The following is a 22,277-nucleotide window of genomic DNA, read 5'->3' on the forward strand; positions in this document are numbered from 1 at the left end:
GACGAGTACAGTTATAGCGGGGCACTTCCCGCCGAGTAAGTTAAATTGGAAGAGAATTGTATGTTGGCGAAAAGAATTTTACCTTGTCTGGATGTGAAAGCCGGTCGCGTGGTCAAAGGTGTCAATTTTGTCAATCTTCAGGATGCTGGTGATCCGGTAGAAATGGCTCAGGTTTACAATGATGCTGGTGCTGACGAGTTGGTGTTTCTGGACATTACGGCGACTCACGAAGACCGGAATATTATGATCGATGTGGTGTACCGAACGGCCGATCGCGTATTTATCCCTTTGACGGTAGGCGGCGGCATCCAATCCTTAGACACAATTAAAAGTTTATTGAGGGCTGGCGCTGATAAGGTGAGTATTAATTCGGCGGCGGTGCGCGATCCGAGTTTAATTGACAAAGCCAGCGATCGATTTGGTAATCAGTGCATTGTAGTGGCGATCGACGCCCGCAAACGGCAAGATGCTGATAATCCTGGTTGGGACGTGTACGTGCGCGGAGGGCGAGAAAATACCGGCAAAGATGCGATCGCCTGGGCCAAGGAAGCCGAACAGCGCGGCGCCGGCGAAATTCTGGTGACAAGCATGGACTCGGACGGCACTCAAGCCGGTTACGATTTGGAATTAACTCGAAGCATCGCCGAAATTGTCGAAATTCCCGTCATTGCTTCCGGCGGCGCCGGCAACTGTCACCACATCTACGAAGCAGTGACTGAGGGCAAAGCAGAAGCTGCACTGCTGGCTTCCCTGCTGCATTATGGGCAACTCAGTGTAGGAGAAATTAAAACTTATCTAGCAAAATGTCAAGTGCCCGTGCGACAGCAGCAGCCATTAGTTATTAGTCGTTAGTCGTTAGTCAGTGGATAGTGGATAGTGGATAGTCGGGAACATATCTTAATATCTTGCAACATTTTCCATAAACCGCTCTGCGGGTTCACTCAAGCGCCCTCTGACATTGCAAACAGGCTAAATAAACCCCCCACCCCACGATCAAACCAGTTACTGACATTGATACCGCTATGTGAGGCGCATCCGAAGGCACTTATAGAGAATTTTTTTGATTCTACACAACTGCCTTCTACATAAATGTCTTGGGGCGATCGACGCCAGTCATCTAGAAATATTCCCTGAGAAGGATTTCAAATACCAGCTTTTTCAGCTAAATATTATATATTAGCTCAAATTGAAAGAGAGCAACGGTTGCTTTTATCAAACTTGAGTTAAAGATTGTGCTGGATTTGAGTGAGCTTCAGCCTGTTAACAATCTTAGCGATCAAAAATTCTAAAAACGGAGAAATTTTGTATGTCTTTTATCAGCTTTAACTTCCCTGGCAAGCGTTTAGTTCGCACTTTAATAGCTGTTTGTTTTTGTGCCTTGATGTTTGTTTCTAATGCTTTTCCCGCTTTTGCCGTTACTAGCAGCCCTACCAAAGGTGAAGACCAACTTTTAGGAATTGAAAAAGAATCTCAAGAAGTTGTCCTCGAAAAACCCATGTCCTTGGAAGAAACTCAAGAAAAAGCCAGCAAAGGACCCAACGAAGTTCAGGGAGACGCTGACATTGAAAAAATGAAAAATCCTTCCAATACACAAGCTACATCCTTTGAGCAACAAGTCAAAAAAGCTGTCAGCAAAATTAAAGACTAACTCAGCGCGCAGTAGTCAGCGGACAGTTGTCAGTATAAAAGATTAGGGACTCGGCGCCGTGCCGTGTCCCTATAATTTTTTTTTGTAGAGACACCGCGCCACATCCTTGGAAATGCAGTATCCAATCTAAATTTAACTTTAGTTTTCCGAATAAGTTTTAGATGGAATAAAAAAGTGGAAAGGACTTGGCATCTTTCGGCTTTACGAACACTCTTTGCTGGGGCTGCAAGTTCAAGCTATCGAATCTTTCTCTAGTCAAATTAGCGTTTACTACTTGACCGTCATCTAAGGTTAATTCTACCTGAATTTCCCATCCCAAATGAATCAAGCGACTGATTCTTGCAGGCACTGTTGCACTATTTTCTGTAGTTTCAATTACTACGTCGTGAGGGCGCAAGAAAATCTCTGGGTTGGCTGAGTCAAAGCCGTTGTCTTGAAACATTCTTGAACTGCTGGGCAATACATTGACTGGACCGATAAAACTCATTACGAAAGCACTAGCGGGATGGTCGTAAATTTCTGCGGGTGTGCCGACTTGTTCGATTTTACCTTTATTCATTACTGTAATTTGATCGGCAACTTCCATCGCTTCTTCTTGATCGTGCGTCACAAACACTGTGGTAACGTGAACTTCGTCGTGCAGTCGCCGCAACCAAGCACGCAAATCTTTGCGAACTTTGGCATCAAGAGCTCCAAAAGGTTCGTCTAGCAGTAACACTTTCGGTTCCACAGCCAGGGCTCTGGCGAGGGCCACCCGCTGCCGCTGGCCTCCTGAAAGTTGCGACGGGTATCTATCGCCCAATCCCGCCAATTGCACTAAATTCAACAATTCTTCTACCCGCGATTTGACTTTCGCGGGCGGTGTTTTCTGAATTTGCATCCCGAAAGCGATGTTTTTTCGCACTGTCATGTGCTTGAATAGCGCGTAGTGCTGAAACACGAAGCCAATTTTGCGGTCTTGGACGCTAGTATTTGTGGCATCTTGCCCTGTCAGCCAGATTTTGCCAGAGTCGGGCATTTCTAAACCGGCAATCAGTCGCAGCAGTGTAGACTTGCCGGAACCAGACGGGCCCAGCAATGCGACTAGGGAACCGGATTCAATTTCTAAGCTGACTCGATCGAGTGCTTGGAAACTGCCAAACTGTTTTGATACGTTTTCTACAACTATGCCCATAGGTAGGAAGAAGGAAGAGGGAACAGGGAAGAGGGAAGACACAGGATACAGGAAGCAAGAGGCAAGAGGCAAGAGGGAAAAATGTTAATCCCCGGTTTGTGGATGGGTTAAGGTAAGTTTTTTTATAGCACGATCGCACATCAGTTTGTTAATTTTAGGGTTTTGGCGATCGGTCAGTCGATTTTAGATTTTAAATTTTAGATTTTAGATTTACTTGCAGCTTTGAATCTGGAAGATGGAACTTTCGTCTAAAATTTTGGGTTCTCCAGGAAAGGAGTCGGGGCTTTGTATCCGTTTTTGGGGGGGGGTCAAACAGCCGAAAATTAACAAAAATGCACCTCCAAAACAAAACAACACAATTCTTTGCCACCAAAGTTGGCGTTTGGTACTACAATGCAGCAAAAGTTCAAGCGTTTTTGACTTCAACGGCTGAGGGGATAAAGGAAAATGGGAGATGTTGGACGTGTGCCTGTAGGAATTATCGGCGCTTCAGGGTACGGCGGCGTGCAACTTGTGCGACTGCTGGCGGACCACCCGGCGGCTGAAGTAGTTTATTTGGGCGGGGATAGCAGTGCGGGAAAACCTTTTTCCAGCCTTTATCCGCATTTGACTAACTGCATTGATTTGACAGTCGAGGCGATCGACCTAGACAAAATAGCGGCAAAATGTGAAGTTGTGTTTCTGTCGCTGCCGAACGGTTTAGCTTGCAAAATGGCACCGACGCTGATAGAAAAAGGCTGCAAAGTCTTGGATTTGTCGGCTGACTACAGATTTGAAAATCTGGAAACTTACAAAGCATGGTACGGTGGCGAGCGATCGGACTCTGCTTTAGCTGCAACGGCTGTTTACGGTTTGCCGGAATTGTATCGCGATCGAATTAAAGACGCTCAGTTAGTAGGCTGTGCCGGGTGCTACGTCACTGCTAGTTTATTAGCCCTGGCACCTTTGCTCAAACAAGGCCTCATTGTGCCAGAAACGGCAATTATCGACGCCAAATCCGGTGCTTCGGGAGGGGGCCGCAAAGCCGAAGTTAATCTCTTGTTGGCTGAAGCAGAGGGTTCTCTGGGCGCTTACGGCGTTGGCCGCCACCGCCACACGCCAGAAATCGAGCAAATTTGCAGCGATTTAGCGGGACACGATATTAAAGTTCAGTTTACTCCCCACCTAATTCCGATGGTGCGGGGAATTCTGGCGACTGTGTACGCAACTTTGCGCGATCCGGGTTTGGTGCGGGAAGATTTAATCACGATTTTCAGCGCTTTTTACCGCAATTGTCCTTGGGTAAAAGTGTTACCGGCTGGAGTTTACCCGCAAACAAAATGGGCTTGCGGCACAAACCTTTGTTACATCGGTGTGGAAGTCGATCCGCGTACTGACAGGGTGATTGTGCTATCGGCGATTGACAATTTAATTAAGGGACAAGCAGGTCAAGGCATCCAGTGCATGAACTTGATGATGGGCTGGGAAGAAACTTTGGGTCTGCCACAATTGGCTTTCTATCCTTAATTGAGGATCGGTAATATCCAGATTTAACTGGTTCCCGGGATCTGCCTGGGAACCGATATCCAGAGACTCTGCCTCGAAGACCCGAGGAAAATTGGAGGCAGAGCCTCCGGATCTGCGTCCCCAGACAGAGCCGGGGAACGAAAATTTTCGATTACCAAGTGTTACTTGGGCCCGTAACCGATCGAGCCTGCATAAATTGCCCGATCGCCCAATTGATCCTCAATCCGCAATAAACGGTTGTATTTTGCAACTCGTTCGCTGCGACACAAAGAACCAGTCTTGATTTGGCCGGCGCGAGTCGCTACCGCCAAATCGGCAATTGTGGTATCTTCAGTTTCACCGGAACGGTGGCTGATGACCGCTCGATAGCTGTTCCGTTTGCCCAGGTCGATCGTATCCAAAGTCTCTGTCAAAGAACCAATTTGATTCAGCTTAATCAAAATCGAATTGCTAGCTTTCAAATCAATTCCTTTTTGCAGCCGCGTGCGATTAGTAACAAACAAATCGTCACCAACCAATTGAACTTTGCTGCCCATTTTATGCGTCAGCGCTACCCAACTGTCCCAATCGTCTTCATGCAAACCATCTTCAATGGAAATAATGGGATATTGACTCACCAAACCATCCAAATAATCGATTAATTCTGCTGGCGAATGAGCCACACCGTCGTAAGTATACTGCCCATCTTTGTAAAATTCGCTAGCAGCAACATCCAAAGCTAAAGCAACTTGTTCACCCGGCTTGTAGCCAGCTTTTTCAATAGCTGCAATCAACAAATCTAAAGCTGCTTGATTGGATTTAAGATTAGGCGCAAAACCGCCTTCATCACCCACACCAGTCAGCAAACCCTCAGCTTTTAAGACTTTACTCAAGGATTCAAATACCTCTGCACCCCAGCGTAAAGCTTCTTTAAAAGATGGCGCACCCACAGGGACAATCATAAATTCTTGAATGTCCACATTATTGTTAGCGTGAGAACCCCCGTTGATCACGTTCATCAGTGGCACTGGCAAAACGTTAGCTAAGGGCCCGCCCAAGTAGCGGTAAAGGGGGAGTCCTAAAGTCTCGGCGGCCGCCTTTGCTGTGGCTAAGGAGACTCCGAGAATGGCATTTGCGCCGAGGTGGGATTTGTTGGGGGAACCGTCCAAGTCAATCATGGTTTTGTCTACCAGTGCTTGGTCGATCGCATCTAGATTAGCCAAAGCGGGGGCAATTTTGTGCTCGACGTTATCGACGGCTTTTAGGACTCCTTTGCCGCCGTAACGTTTGTTGTCGCCATCGCGGAGTTCATGGGCTTCAAAAGAGCCTGTAGAGGCACCGCTGGGGACTTGGGCGAGCCCTACAACACCGTTGGCTAGGTAAACTTCAGCTTCAATGGTGGGGCGGCCACGGGAGTCGAGGATTTCTCTGGCTTGAATAGAATCGATCGCAGTGTCTAGCATATTAATTATTCCGGACTTAACTCAAGGTTTCATGACAATTAGCAGTCTCTGGGTTTTCCCACGCTGACTGCTGACGGGTAATAGAGTACGCGATCCCCAGAATTATTGGTACACAGTTCAAAATATTTGCGGATTTGGACGAGCCTATGGGTGTCAATAACCGAGGCTTGTTGAATAAAAGCCTCCGGCAAGTTTGACAGTAATTTGATTGTTTTAACCCCAGATTCCCGCAGATTTCTTAATTGGAACCTTTGTTTAAATCAGAATGTCAACAAAGTCAATTAAAACAGGAGAAAATTAGGATGTTAGAAACAAATCTCGGAGAAATTAGAGCATTAGCTGAAAATTCAGACCCAATTCTTGCTGATCCCCCAAACACCAAATTACTCACAGGGCCATTGCCAAATCCAGGCAGCGACCCCAACTTTTTTGACTTAACTTCCAATGACGACGCATTTCAATTAGCAAACGGAATTCTGCGTAATACTCCCGGAGGTTTGCGGGCATTAGCTGGTAACGATTTCGTCAGAGGTTCAGGTGGTGCGGAACTGATCAACGGTAACAGCGGCACAGATACTTTAATCGGAGGTTGTGGCAGCGATACTATTCGCGGCGGCCAAGATTTTGACATTCTTTATGGAGAATGTGGCAGCGATTTTGTCAGCGGAGATCAAGGTGATGACTATGTTTATGGAGGCACGGCTAATGACTTTATTCGCGGCGGTAAAGGGAATGATGCTTTAGTAGGAGAGAGTGGAAACGATACTCTAATCGGTGATACTGGAATTGATAGACTTTGGGGAAGTGAAGGCGCAGATTTGTTTGTCCTCCGCACAGAAGTGGGAGCAAGTTCGGGGGAAATTGGTTCGCTTCAACCGCCTCCTAGCGGCAATTTTGATGTAGATGAAGTGCCGGCAGATTTTATTCTCGATTACAATCCGGCTGAAGGTGATGTAATTGGATTGGCATCTGGATTAACGCGAAATGATATTGTTTTGAGCGAAAGGTTTTTAACAATTGGTGATGCCAGAGATTACGATAGCAGTGGCCCTTTTCCTCCGGGACAGCCTCGAACGGCTGATTTTAGAGTGTTAAATACAAAGGCGACGGTGATTCGGGAAGCTAGTACCGGCAATATCTTGGGTTTGGTGAAGGATGTTTTGCCCGATCAACTTCAGTTTATATCTGTATCGGATGGGACGATCGCTCTAGGATAATTACCCACTGGTGGGCAAGGCTAATCTGCATAGCACGGACGGGCGAAACGCCCATTCCACAAGAGGAAAGGCAAAATTCATACTCTTCCTAGGCTATGCCTGGGAACGCATTTCACTGTTGCTCTGGCTGCCGATTTCTGAGATTATGGGCAATGTAAATTGTCCCCTGTCCACCAAACTTTAAGATTGCCAGAAATCGGCCACATCATATCCCATTTCGGTGAGCATTTGCCGCAGCAGAGGTAAGCTCAAACCAATCACATTTGTGTGACATCCTTCGATTTCTTCGACAAATAAGCCACCTTTACCTTCCAGTGCAAAACAGCCTGCACAGGCGAGGGGCTCTCCGGTAGCGACGTAAGCCGTTATTTGGCGCGAGGTAACTTCCGCAAAATGAACTTTTGTAACTTGACAGCGAATGAGCGATCGCGACCTTGCTCCATCAAAGTCATCGAATCTAGTATCAATTAAAGCATGACCCGTATACAGCTCGCCCACCTTACCGCGCATTTTCTGCCAGCGCGAGATTGCTTCTTCCGCATCCTTTGGTTTGCCGTGAATTTCGCCATCTATGAGCAAAATTGAATCGCATCCCAACACCAAACACGTTTTGGGATTGGGGATTTGGGGGTGAGAATTAGCGAGTAAAAACTTAGCTACAGCCTCAGCTTTTCCCTCTGCTAAAACCTGCACTAAATTAGTGGCATCTTTCATTTGTATTTGCCCTTCATCAAAGTCGCTGGGGCAAATCACAGCTTGAATGCCGGCATTTTCTAGCAGGCGGCGGCGCGCTGGAGAAGCTGAAGCTAATACAAAAGTGGGAATTTTCATAAGTTAAGAAGGAAGAAGGAAGAGATGAGAAGGAAGAAGGAAGAAGGAAGAAGGAAGAAAAATCAACTAAACTATTCCTCATCCCCAATGCCCTGCGCCCTATTCCCCATTCCCAACTACTTTTTAATCTAATAAACAGAGAAAGATTTAACAACTTTCTCAAAAGCTTCTTTTACCTTTGGCCAGCGTTCTTCGGTAGTGGAAACGTTAAGCGTAAAAAGTTTGCCGCGGCTAACGGCTACACTTGCTAAGTTGTGGCGTTCTTGGTTTGGCAACTTAACGGCGTATTCTAAAATGTAATAGTTTTTTGATCGCGATTCACGAGCTTCTGCATTGACTAATTCAGCTTCGCGGCCGGAATCAGCCGGAGCGATCGCACTTTTGCTGAGCTTGTATCCCACATCCGTCGGCGATCCCAAATCCGCCAAAGTTTTGTCCTTGGCGACTGGACTGATTACCACGCTGACGTTCTCGGTTTGCTGAATCAAATCGCGGAACACCACATCGGGCCCGTTAGAAACCGCGATCGGCAGCCAGCCGTTAGGATAGAGAAATTGATAGCCGTCGCCAGTATCAACGTAGCTTTTGAGTCCGGTGACTTTAGACACACAACCGGTCAAGGTGAGGCTTAGAACCACCAGAAGTATTGCCGCAATTCGTTTGAGCATTCTTTTTACGGGTAGGGTAAAACAAAAATATTTAATTTTAATTGTCTCACCAAACCTTGCCCCTCAAAATAGTTAAGCTATGGATCGTGGTTTGTGTACCGCCCGCGATCCATAGCCATATAGTTTAATTGTTAACAAAATCATTACAGGTGAGTCAGCCAGCTAATCAGCCCGTGCTTGGTCGAAACTTCTAAAGCCAAGAGAGAAACAAAGCCAATCATGGCAAGGCGACCGTTTAAGCGTTCTGCGTAGGGGGTAAAGCCGGTGCGGGGTTCGTCATCGATGTATACTGTCGGCTCGATCGCAAAATTGTTCATTTTGCCTTGGTCGTCCAGCATTAAGCCTCTGTTACTCATGTTTTTTTCCTAAATGGTTTTTAGTGTACTGTAAATAAATGTAACAGACTTGTGAAGATATGTAAAGGATTGTGAGAAATTTTTTTAAATACCTCGATCTGACCCCAGTTAAAAAAAAATGCAACTGTAGGCAAGCTCTAAACCCTTATACAGTAAGTCTTTCCCCAATCTAAAATCTAAAATCTAAAATCTAAAATGGTATGACTGTGGGTAGACTCTGGGCCCCGGAGGGGGGAGGATAGAGTGGAGAGGCACAAAAGTCGATGGTGTATGGCAAATCCAGTCTGGGTTTGACGAAAATTGTGGAACGGAGGAAAAATTTATGCGGGCCAGTCTGGAAATGCGGTGGTTTTATAGCGGTGCACTGCCAAAATCGATCAATCAATGGTTTGGAAGCGAGAGTCTCGGCGGGTATCTTTCGCCTCCTGAAGAGCGGGAAGACATATATTTGCTAGTACCAAGCTGCGACTACTTGGGAGTGAAGCTGCGTGGGAAAACCTTGGAGGTAAAGTGGCGTCAGGGAGAGTTGGGGACGATGCAGTTCGGCAACCGCTGGGAAGGCAAAGCCGAAAAGTGGCTGAAGTGGGTTTGTGCGGACACGATGGCGCCGGTACCAGCGGATATTGTGGCGACAGGAAAGTGGGTGGCCGTCAAGAAAAAGCGAGCGCAGCGTCTTTATCAAGTTTCGGCCCCTGGTGTCCTGATATCTGTGCCTGTGGAAGCCCCAATTCCCCAAGGTTGCACCGTGGAACTTACTCAGTTGAACATTAACGGCAGCGCGTGGTGGACTTTGGGATTTGAAGCGTTTGGCAGCGAAAGTTGTTTGACAGAAAGCCTGCAAACTGTGGCTAGTTGGACTAGCAAGAGTTATCAGGCGCAAAAGTTAAAAGCTGAGGATTCTTCTGCTTATCCGATTTGGCTGGCAAGCAAGTAATATCAAACCCGGCTTTAATCATCCTCCTGTATTTTTTAGTCGCCCTCTGCTGGGACGAGAGGCAAGTTTAGACGCGGTTTCAACCGCCGAGTCTGGCCCTCCTGGACGCCACTGGCATATATAGTAAGGTGCTCTACTTGCTCTACTACCGGAAATCTTCAATAATCTTTCAATAACGGAGTCTGACGCACCTGAGATGTTGCACCATTTTCAATTAGGTTTTTTACGGGCGGGCTCTTCGGCCCACCCCACAAGAAAACTCACTGTTTGTGGAACAGGCCGGAAAGCCTCTTCTTGAGAATGGTGCAAGATGCACCCTAAAAATCGATCGTCCTGTGACAGTTGGCCTTAGTCTTATCTGATAGAGGGGGTTTCTAACTATTCCCCCTCTCTCCCATTCTCGCCCTCTCCTCTTCTCTTTACTTTGCCAGCAGTTCTCAGAATTTGACAAGCCAAAATCGCCGCCCCAAACCCATTATCAATATTCACCACACCCACACCAGCCGCACAAGAATTGAGCATAGTTAAAAGAGGAGCAATCCCGCCAAAACTCGCGCCGTAACCTACACTCGTCGGCACAGCAATCACCGGACAATCTGCCAAACCCGCAACCACACTCGCCAAAGCACCTTCCATACCCGCAACCGCAATCAATACATCAGCATCGGCAATAACGTGCCGGTTGCTCAGCAAGCGGTGAATGCCGGCAACTCCCACATCCCACAAACGTCGCACCTGAAAACCGCAAAGTTCCGCAGTAATTGCCGCCTCTTCCGCTACAGGCAAATCCGCCGTTCCCGCGCTGATAATAGTCACAGTACCCGGATGCTGCGGAGTTGAGCAATTAGCAGAAATTGCACAAATTCGAGCCTTTTGGTAGTAGCACAAATCGGGTATTTTTTGTTGCAATTGCTCGAAAACTTCCGGTTCGATTCGTGTCGCCATCACCGCAGAATTTCGCCCGCGCATAGCCTCGATAATGTCAACAATTTGGTCGGGCGTTTTCCCTGGGCCCCAAATTACTTCAGGAAAACCGGTTCTTAAAGTGCGGTGGTGGTCAATTTTGGCAAAATCGCCGACTTGTTCAAAGTCAAAATGCTTTAATTTATCCAAAGCTGCGATCGGGCTAATATCGCCGGCCGCCACAGATTCGAGTAACTTCTGTAAAATTTTAGGTTCCATTAATTAATAACTGACTAATGATTGCTGACTGCTGACTGCTGATTAACGATCCGCCCAAAAACGGATACACGCCCCCGACTTCTGTCGCGCTCGACCCCAAATTTTAGACTAAGGTTCAAGTTCCCAGATTCATCTTTAGAGTAAATCAAATCTAAAATCTAAAATCTAAAATCTAAAATCGACTGACTATTCTGTTATTTTCAACTCGTACAAATTCCAGAAAGCACCGCCGAGGGCACTGTAGCGAATTCCCGAAACGCGATCGCGCACCGCCTCAAAAGTCAGCGGATTCACCATATAGATAAACGGCACTTGTTCTGCTATAACCCGCTGCGTCTCCCCATAAAGCTCCTTGCGCTTAGCCTCATCAAGCTCCTGGGAAGCTTTCACGTAAAGGTCATCGATTTTCTGCTCCCAGTCGTCAACTTTCCAACCCTTAATCGGCGGTTCTCCGGCTTGCGGGCCCTGGTTAAAACTGTGCAGCGTGCCGTTAACAGACCAAATATTGTAGCCGCTGTGCGGTTCAGTACCTCCCGTAAAACCGCCGAGGTAAGTATCCCAATTCCGCGTCAATCGCAGCTTTTCCACATAAGTGTTAAAGCTCAGGAACTGCGTATCAATTTGCATCCCCAGTTTGCCTAAATCTTGCTTAATTTGCGTTCCCATTTGTTCCCGAACTTTTTTACCCGCAGCCATCAACAAAGTAAATCGGACTTTGTTGCCCTCCGCATCCAATAATTGACCCTCACTATTATATTTAAAACCAGCACTTAACAGCAACTCTTTGGCTTTTTGCGGATCGTAACTGTAAGTTTTCAATCCCTCTTCTGGGGACAGGTAGAACGGACTTTGCGCCGGAATTGGGGAATGCAGCGGCGCGCCAAGTCCGCGATAGATATTGTTAGTCATGGCAGATCGGTTGATGCCGTAGGCGATCGCCTGCCGAAATTCCTTACTCGCGAACCACCGAGACTTAACCGGGTCTACAAACGGCTGATTTTGAGCATTGCGCCCCTTATTCAAATTGAAACACATAAACACGCTGCCAGTATCCGGCCCGCCGTTAAAGACCGTATATTTGCCACGTTTTTCCTCCCGTTTCAGCAGCGGAAACACTTCCGGTTCCACATTCAGAGTATCCAAATCACCCGAGCGAAAATTCAGCAGTTGATTATCAGTATTTTCGATAATTTGCCAAACAATTTGCTGGATGTAAGGCTGGACATTTCCCTCTGCATCTTTGCGCCAAAAATACGGATTTCGTTCCAAAACCACGCGCTGATTAGGAGTATAACTCAGCATTCGGTATTGACCGTTGCCGACAATTTTTTTAGGGTCAGTATCCGTGCCCCAAGTAGCCAGGAATTTAGGCTTGCCGTCTGCATCTGTATTTTCTACAAATTCCTGTAAAATATGAGCGGGTAAAATAGGGATTCCCCCAGCATATCTAATAAATGGAGCAAAGGGTTCTGCAACGGAAAATTCAACGCGGCGGCTGTCAATTTTTTTAACTTTTGGGAATTGGCGACTCATGCCAACCCTCAGAGTATCTTTCAAACCGCTAGGAATTTTGTCATTGAAATAAATCTTTTCATAGCTGAAGATAATGTCATCAGTAGTCATCGGTTCGCCGTCCGACCATTTCAAACCCTCTCGCAGGGTGAAGACAATCTTTTTACCATCTTTAGAAACTTCCCAGGACTCGGCTAAACCGGGTTCTAACTCGGATGTCAAGCCGTTTTCGTTGATCAATCCCTCGTACATATAGCCAAAAACGCTGTATGCAGATTGATTTAGCGGGTAGTTAAAGGTAGCTGGGCCGCTGGGGGTGGGAACGATGAGTCTGTTTACTAAGTTCGATCGGGCTGGAGTACACGCAGACAGAGTTATAGTGGCAATTGCCACCAGTAAAATCGCCAGCCAACGCAGTCTTGAATATAGCATAATAGAAATTTTCATAATTTTTTAGTTTACCACCTGCGTGCAACTATGACTGAGATTGTAACCAACCAATAAAGTCTTCAGTGCGCGAAAAATACTTTGTTATCCCGGCTTCTTGCAAAGCATCTTGAACTTCTGGTAGTTTGCGAAATTCTTTGACGTTGCCACTTAGAAATACTTGGGTTTCTGTGGGGCGCAAGCGGGCATGACTCAAGATACAGTGTAGAATTAAATTATCTGTTGGGTCTTTGGCGATGATAGTTGCATTCAAGCTTTCTTGAATAAGATTAGCTGTTAAATCAATCATCTCAGCATTTTGAGACAACTGCTCAATAGATTCGCGCAGACGCAAATCTATATCCTCTAGTCGTCTTTCATAGTCGATTTTAGACTGAGCTAATTTTAAAAATAGAGACCGGGCGTGCTGCGAAGTCAAATCTCGATTAGCTTCGCTGATTTGATTGTCAAGTTGCTGCTTGAAATAGTTGTGTCGCTTCACTTCGTCCTCTAAAGCAGAGAAAGATTCCAGGTAGCAAATACTGGGTATTGTCAACTCTACAGATGCTGGCATTTGCCTTAGTAACGTACTTGCTTGAGGGTCACGCCCTGTGGCAATACTCATCAAGAAGTTTGTCTCTATATACAAAATTACCAAGTCGTACTCCTGATTTTGTTGTTCCACCAGCCAGCCTTTGTAACAAGCCAATTATTGCTATCTGTTCTGATGCTGGTGGCATCTCAGATTTCCAATTATATGCTAAGTCTCGCAGCCACGATTCAATTAGACTCTCTAAGTAACGCTCAGATATCCATTTTTTACCAAATTCAGGCTCATAATAACGAAGTATCTCACCAGTATTTAGAGAACAAACAGGTTCAGATAAATTTACTCCGTCCCATTTGAAAATCAGAATTTGTTCGGTGTCAACAAAAATAGCATAGGGAATTATGGTGCGTTGCTCGGATATCTTCGCTAACACAGCTTTCATCCAAGATATCATGTAGTCAGCAATCCTCTGCTTTGCTGCTGTTTCTTGAGCTTGAATAATTTTGACTTCGATTAGCACGACTACCCCATCGTCCTTATCCAACGCGACAATATCCGCGTCTATGGGTAATTCTACTTCCAAGGTTTCAGTTTCCATGTTTTCAGCCTTCTTAGGGTATAAGTTTAAGTAAATTCAACTTCTACTATCACACCCGAGTTTTATTTTTTGCTTACCAAAACTACAGCATAGGCTGCAATTCCTTCTTCTCTCCCCACCGGCCCTAACTTTTCGTTTGTAGTAGCTTTGATGCCGATTTGGTCGGGTTTTAATTGTAGGACAGCAGAAAGCCGATCGCGCATTTGCTCAATATACGGTTTCAGCTTTGGACGTTCGGCCACCACCACCGAATCAATATTGCCGATTTCCCAGCCTTTATCTAATATTAACTGATTCACTTGTGCCAACAGTACGAGACTATCAGCACCTTTCCATTTCGGGTCAGTTGGCGGGAAATACAGCCCGATATCTCCTAAGCTGAGAGCTCCGAGCATCGCATCCATGATAGCGTGGGTAAGTACATCGGCGTCGCTGTGTCCTAATAAGCCTAATTCGTGGGGAATGTGCACGCCGCCGAGGATGAGGGGGCGTTCTGGAACTAAGCAGTGAATGTCGTAGCCGTTGCCGATGCGGATGTTCATGTAAAGTAGATTTTTGAGAAAAGCAGACAGTAGACAATTATTTCATATTTTGTCTGAGGATAATTGAGTTTTTTGGGCGATCGAGCTTTTTACTAAAACTTACCGACTCGGAACAAACAAACCGAGTTTTTTACCCTGGGTGGGGTTTGGAAAAAAGTAGACGCGCTATCCAACCCGCTTTCTACATACCCATGCGTCCAGGATTATTTTACTTAAAACTAGCGCGATCGCCCTCAGCTATCAACCATCAACCAACCTGAATCAACTCTGGATAGGAACTCAACAACTCATCGCCCGTCAAACTATCCGTTTCCTCCTGCGGACTCCAAATCAACTCAAAAATCAGCAACTTATCCGCAGGACTCGCCGCCGATTTCTCTAACGCTATTTTCAATTTTTCAACATCGCGAATGTCTCCAAACAGCGGTCTGACATCCTCTGTGCCAATCAAAAACGTCACTACAATATACTCTCCATGCCCTCGATCGCCAGCAGTGACAGACTGTGTGCGGCGGATGTCGCCGTTAACCAAACTCAGAGTTTCTACACTTAACTTGCTGCGTTCTTGAATCGAGAGTTGATTGAATATTTTCCCCGCTTCCTCCCGACTCGCAAATATCTGGGAATTTCCGCCAACGTGAGTCCAATTGTCGCGCGAACGCAAAACAATCAAAACAGATTCTTGCAAAAACTCTGCTCTCTCTGCCGCACTTTCTAAGTTAGAACTTAAAGCCAATTCAGTTAGCTGACTTTGAACTCCTGGGCAAGCTCCAACTAACATGGCAACTTGCAATTTGCTGACTGCAAAAATAGGTTTTTTATTTTTATCTCCCGACTGGGGTCGATAATAGTAAATACAGTAAGCGATTAACGCTACACCCCCTACCGAAACAAACAGCCAAAACCAAAACAATTTCCAATCCTCAGATGATGGCGAACTCGGAGCGTTGTCAGAGGTATTTTCAGTGGGAATTGGTGCTGGATTAATTACTGGCTGTTGATTATAATCAGTATTTGGCTGACTGTTACCGGGATTGTCTGAAGAGGGCGCTACGAGTTCCCCGTTGCCCGAATTATCAGTGGTGATTGGCGTTGGATTAACTGCTGGCTCTGGATTATAACCAGTATTGCGCTGACTGTTATCGGCATTGTAAGGAACTGCATAACTTGACCTTGAATTATAGGTGCGCTGCTGAATAATTACTGTTCTGTTATTTCCATATTGTTGGGGAATTGGAGGGTTAGGTGCGGCGACAGGTGCGGGTGAAGCCGGCTTTTCAAAAGAGCCGCTGCGAACTCTTCCCCCAGTGTTTCCACTGGTGCTGGGACGGCTGGGAATGGAACTAGAAGAAGTGCCAGACGAGCTGTTTCTAGAAGAACTAGAAGAACTAGAAGAGCTAGAACGGCTAGGCGAGGTACTGGTAGAGCGACTGGAACTGGAACTAGAACTAGAAGAAGACGATCGCCCACCACTACTTCCGCCACTACTTCCGCCACTGCTTCGGGCCAAAGCTTCCCGGTTAATCTGTAACCATTTGCCACCGCTGCTAGGAGTTAAATTTACAGTAACTTCAGCGGCCAGCAAAAAGGCGATCGCCGTACAGCACAAAAGTTGATTTTTTAACATAAATTTCTCTGCTAAAAATAGGATGCTCAACCAAGACTGTTAAGAGTCAAGAGTTCACTAATCTGCTAGCAAATCCGGTCGCCTTTGGCGCGTTCTTTCAATTTGCTGTTGCTTGCGCCAGCGAGCAATTTCTGCGTGATTACCAGACAACAACACGTCAGGAACCTTCAATCCCCGAAAATCCGCCGGTCGAGTGTACTGGGGATAATCCAAAAGTCCGTCTTCAAAACTCTCAAACTTCAGCGAATCTTCCTTCGCCACAGTTCCCCGCAGCAATCGCAAAACCCCATTAATCAAAGCTAAAGCCGGAATTTCGCCCCCCGTGAGCACAAAATCCCCCAAAGACACCTCGCGAGTGACCAAATGCAGGACTCGATCGTCCACACCTTCATAATGACCGCAAATCAACACCAACTGATCGCGATCGGCCGCCAACTCCCGAAACATCGCCTGCTGCATCGGTTCCCCCTGGGGAGTCAGCAAAATCACTTCTCGCCTTGGCAAAATCGGCAGCGACTCCACCGCAGCAAAAATCGGTTCCGGTTTCATCAGCATCCCCACTCCGCCCCCGTAAGGCTCATCATCGACTCGCTGGTGCTTGTCTGTGGTAAAATTGCGGGGATTGACAAAATTCACCTCAGCAATCTTTTTAGCTAAGGCTTTGCCCATCAGTCCCGACTCCAGGGGAGCCCGGAAAAATTCTGGAAATAAGGTAACTACGTCAAAGCGCACAATTATTGGAATTTATTGATACATCACCTCTAGTTTGACCTTTAGAGGGAGTTCAGTTTTCAGTAATTGCTTTATTCTTTATAATTTCTTATAATTTCTGAAAATTTTGGCAAGTTAAATTCTCTTCCTGTGTCGGCGGGCCGGTTTTGTACAAAAATAATCTGTTTTTCATGACAGCGACTGCAAGTAAACTCGCCCCCAAACAACTGCGGGATAGTGCGATCGGTGATCGCACCTCACTTGCACAAACAAAAATTTATTCTTAAAAAGCTCTATTCTACGCACAGCAACGGCAAAATTGAATTTCACATCCAACAGAGGAAGACACACCATGCAGCAGTTGACATCTCAAGCCCTTGAACACAATATTCCCCAGCGCACCAAAACCTCGATTATGGTCATCGGGGGAGCCGAAGACAAAGTTCACGGGCGAGAGATTCTGAACACCTTTTTTTGCCGCGCTGGGGGTGCAAACGCTCGGCTGGCGATCGTTCCGTGCGCTTCGCGAGATCCCGAAGGAATTAGCAACCGCTACCGCACCATATTTGACGAAATGGGCGTTAGTGCAGTCAAAGTAGTGGACATCCGCGAACGCGAACAAGGGGAAAACCCCGTCTGGAAAGATTACTTAGAAGACTGTACGGGCGTATTCATTACAGGCGGCGACCAACTGCGGCTCTGTGGACTGCTGGCGGACACCCCGCTGATGGAGAAAATTCGCAAAGAAACTCTCGAAGGCAAGATTACCCTCGCTGGCACCAGCGCGGGTGCTGCGGTGATGGGATATCACATGATTGCAGGCGGTGGGAGTGGGGCGTCACCAAACCGCTCTTTAGTAGACATGGCAAACGGACTTAACATTATTCCTGAGATCATCGTCGATCAGCATTTTCACAACCGCAACCGCATGGCTCGCTTGCTGTCGGCTGTGGCCTGCCATCCCGATCGCCTCGCTATTGGTATTGACGAAGACACCTGCGCCTTGTTTGAGGGAGACGATACTATGAAAATTCTCGGTAAAGGCACTGTGACTATTGTTGATTCTCGGGAAAATTTTTATACCAATGAGTCTATGGTAGGAGCGACAGAACCCTTAAGTCTGTTCAATATGCGCTTGCACGTTCTGTGTCACGGAGATTGCTACAATATGCCCCTAGGCAAACCAATGCCATCGGGAGCGTGTTCCGAGTCTGGCTGGCCCCCCGAATGCCGCACAGCCAACTAACCTAGAATATGTCTTGTCATTGATTCGGCAGAAATTAGGCGGCATTCCGGCCGAATCATGGATACAACAATAGAATAGATTCCCAAGCAGCCACGGGCTGACGCCAGCAGGAATAACCACAGAAAATTCTAGCTTTGGGCTTTCAGTTTGTGCTAGCCATGGACATGTACTTGTTTTTAGCCGATCGCAGGGGCATGAATTTTCAATTGGGTAGCCCATAACTGGAAATTCACTCCCAAACTGTTCGCAGCGAACAGTCGATCGAGCAATCTAGATCGAAATTGAATAAATGCTCCAATTATCTATAAGATTTCGCGCCCCATACCCCTCTAACTGCCATGAAAATACTTAAAATCCAGACCTTACGCGGCCCCAACTACTGGAGCATCCGACGCCAGAAACTCGTCCTGATGCGTCTGGATTTAGAGGAGTGGGCAGATAAAACCACAGCGGAAATTCCAGGCTTCTATGAAGGGTTGATCACCGCACTTCCGAGTTTGAACGACCATCATTGTTCTCCAGGCCATCAGGGAGGATTCCTGCAACGGGTCAGAGAAGGCACAATGATGGGACACGTAATCGAACACGTCGCCCTAGAACTTCAGGAAATGGCAGGAATGCCGGTCGGGTTTGGTCGCACCCGCGAGACTGCGACCCCAGGCATTTACCAAGTAGTAATTGAGTATCAAAACGAACAAGCAGGTCGCTATGCCGCCCGGGCGGGCGTGCGGCTGTGCCAAAGCATTGCCGAGACAGGCACTTATCCAGCAGCAGAATTAGTCCAAGATTTGAGAGACCTGAGAGAGTTTGCTGCTTCGGCGGCCTTGGGGCCGAGCACGGAAACACTGATTAAGGAAGCAGAAGCGCGCGGCATTCCTTGGATACCTTTGAGCGCCCGGTTTATGATTCAACTCGGCTACGGGGTTCACCAAAAGCGGATTCAGGCAACTCTGAGCAACCGGACGGGAGTTTTGGGGGTAGAACTTGCCTGTGACAAGGAAGGTACCAAAAATATCCTCGCCAGCGCCGGCGTGCCGGTTCCCAGAGGGACGGTGATTAATTATTTGGATGAACTGCGCGGGGCGATCGAAGATGTCGGCGGTTATCCGATCGTCCTCAAACCCCTAGACGGCAACCACGGCCGCGGCATTACGATCGACATCAATTCCTGGGAAGCAGCAGAAGAAGCCTACGACTTAGCCAGCGCGGCATCAAAAACAAAAAGCGTGATAGTAGAGCGCTATTACGTCGGCCGTGACCACAGAGTATTGGTAGTCAACGGGCAAGTCATAGCAGTCGCAGAACGAGTACCCGCTAACGTCGTAGGCAACGGCAGGTCTACAGTAGAACAGCTTATTGAAGAAGTAAACCGCGACCCGCAGCGAGGAGACGGACACGACAACGTGCTCACCCGGATCACGATCGACAAATTGTCCCTGGATTTGCTGCAAAAACAAGGATACGCGATGGACTCCGTAGTGCCGGCCGGCGAAAGAGTATTTTTGCGCGCGACAGCAAACTTGAGTACCGGTGGAATTGCAGTCGATCGCACCGACGAAATCCACCCGGAAAACGTCTGGCTGTTTTCCAGAGTCGCCAAAATAATCGGTTTGGACATCGCCGGCATTGACGTAGTAACCCCCGACATCTCCCAACCGCTGCGCGATGTCAACGGCGTCATCGTCGAAGTTAACGCAGCACCGGGTTTCAGAATGCACGTCGCCCCGAGTCAGGGTTTACCCCGCAACGTCGCCGGCGCCGTCTTCGATATGCTTTTCCCCTCACCTCAACCCAGCCGGGTGCCGATTTTAGCGGTAACGGGAACTAACGGCAAAACTACAACCACTCGCCTGCTTGCCCACATTGTCAAGCAGACCGGTCAGATTACTGGCTACACAACTACCGACGGCACTTACATCGGCGATTATTTGGTAGAAACCGGAGACAATACCGGGCCGCAGAGTGCTCAATTGATTTTGTCTGACCCAACGGTGGAAGTGGCGGTGCTGGAAACGGCTAGAGGCGGAATTTTGCGATCGGGCCTCGGCTTCGATCAGTGCGATGTCGGCGTCGTCTTGAACGTCGCGGCCGATCACTTGGGAATTGGCGACATCGACACCGTGGAACAACTGGCCAAACTCAAGAGCGTCCTCGTCGAGGCGGTAATGCCCAAAGGCTATGCTGTTTTAAATGCAGACGACCCGTTAGTATCACAAATGGCGCAGCGTGTCAAGGCTCAAATTGCCTATTTTTCCATGAACCCGGACAACGAACTGGTTGCCAAACATACCGCTGCGGGCGGGCTGGCAGCGATTTACGAAAATGGGTATTTGTCGATCTTGAAAGGCGATTGGACGCTGAGAATTGAGCAGGCTGTGAACGTGCCGCTGACGATGGGCGGGCGCGCGCCGTTTATGATTGCTAATGCTTTAGCAGCTTGTTTGGCGGCTTTTGCCCAAGGATTGAAAATAGAAGATATTCGATCGGCTTTGTCAAGCTTCCAAGCATCGGTGGGTCAAACTCCCGGACGGATGAATTTGTTTAAATTGGGCCACTATCACGCTTTGCTGGACTACGCCCACAATCCCCACAGCTACAAAGCTTTGGGCAGTTTCGTTCTGAATTGGCAGGGACAGCGGATCGGGGTTGTCGGCGCCCCTGGAGACCGGCGAGATGAAGATTTTGTCACGCTGGGCAAACTTTCGGCCGAGATGTTCGATCGTATTCTTGTCAAAGAAGATCTTGACAGGCGCGGCCGAGAACCCGGTGTTGTGGCAAAGTTAATTTGCCAGGGAATTGCCGAGGCGATTTCTGCAGGAACCGCAAAGAAATCTCAAGTTGAATACGAGTTGATTCTCGACGAAACAACAGCCGTTAACAAGGCTTTAGATGAGGCGCCTGCCGGCAGTTTGGTAGTGATTTTACCTGAAGGTGTCAACAAAGCTTTGAGTTTAATTGAAGCCCGGAAACCGATTAAGGAATCTGTGGAAGTTCAAAATGGCTTAGATCGATCAAAGTCACAGGAAAGTTTAAAACCGACTGTTGTGAATCAAGGCTAAACTCTTAAGTCTCATTTAATTAATAGGTTGGGTTACTTGTGTTAAACCCAATCTATTTTTTTTTCAAACATCTATAAATATGACTTTTATGAAATCAAAGTTATGAATTTTATGAATTGACATTGAGGGTTGTTTATTTGATGATGTTAATCAACAGACTTTATGCGGAAAGTTTTTATGGCTTTACAAACAGACCAAAGTTTACATCTTACTAGGAGGTGGGCATGAATTATCATAATTTTGGTCTACAGTCAGCATGGTCATATTTGCGATGGTATGTTTCTGCTACTCCGTTCCTTCTTTTGATTGGCATTCCATCGTTGGTGCTTATAGCTATTTTAGTTAGTCCATTGACACTCTTCCTTTGGAATTCGCTAATGCCTTCTCTGTTTGGATTTAAGGAAATATCTTGGTTGCAAGCAGTGGGTTTATTCTTGCTTGGGAAGTTATTGTTAACCAAGTGAGCTTTCTGTTTTAAATAGAGCGAAACAAATGAGGAAAATTTATCATGAATAGTTTGGGTGATTTTTTGACTGCTGGTTGCAGTGGTGGCTGCTTAACAATAATAACTGGTGCTATGATTTGGGCAGTGGTTAATTCTATATTGGTTGTTCTTCTATGGAACTGGCTTATGCCAGATTTGTTTGGATTATCCACAATTTCTCTTTTTCAAGCTATCGGAATTTCTTTCTTGCTAGGCTTATTACGTTCATCTTCTGAAAATTCATCAGGTGACTGAGTTGTGTTACGTTTATTCCATTGTGATGATGACTTTAGCTTTATTCCGTCTGCAAATACTCCAACACTAGCAGCCGCAAATAGTCTAGCATTCGGATATAGGCTCGCATTTGAAGATAGCCCGATCGCGTCTCATCATAAAACTGAGCGATCGCAGAACGATCAAACACCCTAAGCTGATGTAACTCTGCGATCGCTTGCTCGCGATTCTCAACCTCTGCGCGCTCCTCAATCTGACTAGTACACCTCGGCGTAAATACACAGACTATTAGACAGCCAAGACTTTACCCTTATATGTCCACTTAAAAGG

At 46.9% G+C, this 22,277-nt stretch carries 21 protein-coding genes; 8 read left to right on the forward strand and 13 right to left on the reverse strand.

Translation table 11 applies throughout. The features are described 5' to 3' along the window. The first annotated feature begins 60 nt into the window (after positions 1 to 60). On the forward strand, positions 61 to 852 hold the full coding sequence (gene hisF / locus QUA04_RS17855) for an imidazole glycerol phosphate synthase subunit HisF (protein ID WP_333258778.1): 792 nt from the start codon (positions 61 to 63) through the stop codon (positions 850 to 852). Positions 853 to 1,306: 454 nt separating this feature from the next. Continuing rightward, positions 1,307 to 1,648 (forward strand): low temperature-induced protein, encoded by a 342-nt coding sequence (locus tag QUA04_RS17860; RefSeq protein WP_333258780.1) that lies wholly within the window; start codon positions 1,307 to 1,309, stop codon positions 1,646 to 1,648. 157 nt (positions 1,649 to 1,805) lie between these two features. Here the strand turns inward: QUA04_RS17860 and QUA04_RS17865 are convergent, their stop codons facing one another. Next, positions 1,806 to 2,822, reverse strand: a complete 1,017-nt coding sequence (locus QUA04_RS17865; RefSeq protein WP_333060051.1) for a sulfate/molybdate ABC transporter ATP-binding protein — start codon at positions 2,820 to 2,822, stop codon at positions 1,806 to 1,808. Between the two features lie 447 nt (positions 2,823 to 3,269). Between QUA04_RS17865 and argC the strand changes: the two genes are divergently transcribed. After that, entirely contained in the window at positions 3,270 to 4,328 is a 1,059-nt protein-coding gene (gene argC, locus QUA04_RS17870; RefSeq protein ID WP_333258782.1) for an N-acetyl-gamma-glutamyl-phosphate reductase, read from the forward strand. A 161-nt stretch (positions 4,329 to 4,489) separates the two neighbouring features. Here the strand turns inward: argC and eno are convergent, their stop codons facing one another. Next, positions 4,490 to 5,770, reverse strand: coding sequence for a phosphopyruvate hydratase (gene eno / locus QUA04_RS17875; RefSeq protein ID WP_445242336.1), 1,281 nt, complete (start codon positions 5,768 to 5,770; stop codon positions 4,490 to 4,492). 302 nt (positions 5,771 to 6,072) lie between these two features. Between eno and QUA04_RS17880 the strand changes: the two genes are divergently transcribed. Next, the gene (locus QUA04_RS17880; RefSeq protein WP_333258784.1) at positions 6,073 to 6,987 is read left to right on the forward strand and encodes a calcium-binding protein; all 915 of its coding nucleotides are present in this window, start codon (positions 6,073 to 6,075) and stop codon (positions 6,985 to 6,987) included. Positions 6,988 to 7,167: 180 nt separating this feature from the next. Here QUA04_RS17880 and QUA04_RS17885 read toward each other — a convergent pair whose 3' ends face one another. The 3 genes from QUA04_RS17885 to QUA04_RS17895 form a co-directional block, all read right to left on the reverse strand. Further along, positions 7,168 to 7,818 carry a nucleoside triphosphate pyrophosphatase gene (locus QUA04_RS17885; protein ID WP_333258786.1) on the reverse strand — a complete coding sequence of 217 codons (651 nt, stop codon included), beginning with the start codon at positions 7,816 to 7,818 and terminating at the stop codon, positions 7,168 to 7,170. A gap of 128 nt (positions 7,819 to 7,946) precedes the next feature. Then, positions 7,947 to 8,486, reverse strand: coding sequence for a photosystem II reaction center PsbP (gene psbP / locus QUA04_RS17890; RefSeq protein WP_333057481.1), 540 nt, complete (start codon positions 8,484 to 8,486; stop codon positions 7,947 to 7,949). A 143-nt stretch (positions 8,487 to 8,629) separates the two neighbouring features. Further along, the gene (locus QUA04_RS17895; protein ID WP_015178249.1) at positions 8,630 to 8,842 is read right to left on the reverse strand and encodes a chlorophyll a/b-binding protein; all 213 of its coding nucleotides are present in this window, start codon (positions 8,840 to 8,842) and stop codon (positions 8,630 to 8,632) included. 322 nt (positions 8,843 to 9,164) lie between these two features. Between QUA04_RS17895 and QUA04_RS17900 the strand changes: the two genes are divergently transcribed. Next, positions 9,165 to 9,776: a hypothetical protein gene (locus tag QUA04_RS17900; RefSeq protein WP_333258788.1), complete on the forward strand. Its 612-nt coding sequence runs from the start codon at positions 9,165 to 9,167 to the stop codon at positions 9,774 to 9,776. A 378-nt stretch (positions 9,777 to 10,154) separates the two neighbouring features. Here the strand turns inward: QUA04_RS17900 and larB are convergent, their stop codons facing one another. The 7 genes from larB to trmD all read right to left on the reverse strand — a co-directional run bounded on the left by larB (position 10,155) and on the right by trmD (position 16,945). Next, positions 10,155 to 10,958: a nickel pincer cofactor biosynthesis protein LarB gene (gene larB / locus QUA04_RS17905; protein WP_333258790.1), complete on the reverse strand. Its 804-nt coding sequence runs from the start codon at positions 10,956 to 10,958 to the stop codon at positions 10,155 to 10,157. 186 nt (positions 10,959 to 11,144) lie between these two features. Further along, positions 11,145 to 12,917, reverse strand: coding sequence for an ABC transporter substrate-binding protein (locus QUA04_RS17910; RefSeq protein ID WP_333258791.1), 1,773 nt, complete (start codon positions 12,915 to 12,917; stop codon positions 11,145 to 11,147). A gap of 28 nt (positions 12,918 to 12,945) precedes the next feature. Then, positions 12,946 to 13,521, reverse strand: coding sequence for a PIN domain-containing protein (locus QUA04_RS17915; RefSeq protein ID WP_333258793.1), 576 nt, complete (start codon positions 13,519 to 13,521; stop codon positions 12,946 to 12,948). Continuing rightward, complete coding sequence (locus tag QUA04_RS17920; protein WP_333258795.1) at positions 13,499 to 14,044, reverse strand: hypothetical protein; 546 nt, start codon at positions 14,042 to 14,044, stop codon at positions 13,499 to 13,501. The genes QUA04_RS17915 and QUA04_RS17920 overlap by 23 nt, the downstream gene beginning before the upstream one ends. A gap of 62 nt (positions 14,045 to 14,106) precedes the next feature. Next, positions 14,107 to 14,586: a 2-C-methyl-D-erythritol 2,4-cyclodiphosphate synthase gene (gene ispF / locus QUA04_RS17925; protein WP_333258797.1), complete on the reverse strand. Its 480-nt coding sequence runs from the start codon at positions 14,584 to 14,586 to the stop codon at positions 14,107 to 14,109. A 247-nt stretch (positions 14,587 to 14,833) separates the two neighbouring features. Continuing rightward, entirely contained in the window at positions 14,834 to 16,213 is a 1,380-nt protein-coding gene (locus tag QUA04_RS17930; RefSeq protein ID WP_333258798.1) for a DUF1517 domain-containing protein, read from the reverse strand. 57 nt (positions 16,214 to 16,270) lie between these two features. Next, positions 16,271 to 16,945 (reverse strand): tRNA (guanosine(37)-N1)-methyltransferase TrmD, encoded by a 675-nt coding sequence (trmD, locus tag QUA04_RS17935; protein WP_333258801.1) that lies wholly within the window; start codon positions 16,943 to 16,945, stop codon positions 16,271 to 16,273. A 331-nt stretch (positions 16,946 to 17,276) separates the two neighbouring features. Between trmD and QUA04_RS17940 the strand changes: the two genes are divergently transcribed. The 3 genes from QUA04_RS17940 (at position 17,277) to QUA04_RS17950 (ending at position 21,968) form a co-directional block, all read left to right on the forward strand. Continuing rightward, positions 17,277 to 18,170 (forward strand): cyanophycinase, encoded by an 894-nt coding sequence (locus QUA04_RS17940; RefSeq protein WP_333041076.1) that lies wholly within the window; start codon positions 17,277 to 17,279, stop codon positions 18,168 to 18,170. Positions 18,171 to 18,508: 338 nt separating this feature from the next. Beyond that, on the forward strand, positions 18,509 to 21,229 hold the full coding sequence (gene cphA, locus QUA04_RS17945) for a cyanophycin synthetase (protein WP_333258803.1): 2,721 nt from the start codon (positions 18,509 to 18,511) through the stop codon (positions 21,227 to 21,229). Positions 21,230 to 21,737: 508 nt separating this feature from the next. Then, positions 21,738 to 21,968, forward strand: coding sequence for a hypothetical protein (locus QUA04_RS17950; protein WP_333258806.1), 231 nt, complete (start codon positions 21,738 to 21,740; stop codon positions 21,966 to 21,968). Between the two features lie 40 nt (positions 21,969 to 22,008). On the opposite strand, the gene QUA04_RS17955 is transcribed toward QUA04_RS17950, so the two are convergent. Then, on the reverse strand, positions 22,009 to 22,137 hold the full coding sequence (locus tag QUA04_RS17955; protein WP_333258808.1) for a hypothetical protein: 129 nt from the start codon (positions 22,135 to 22,137) through the stop codon (positions 22,009 to 22,011). Positions 22,138 to 22,277 lie beyond the last annotated feature (140 nt).

The organism is Microcoleus sp. S13_C5 (assembly GCF_036700845.1).
Lineage (GTDB): Bacteria > Cyanobacteriota > Cyanobacteriia > Cyanobacteriales > Microcoleaceae > Microcoleus.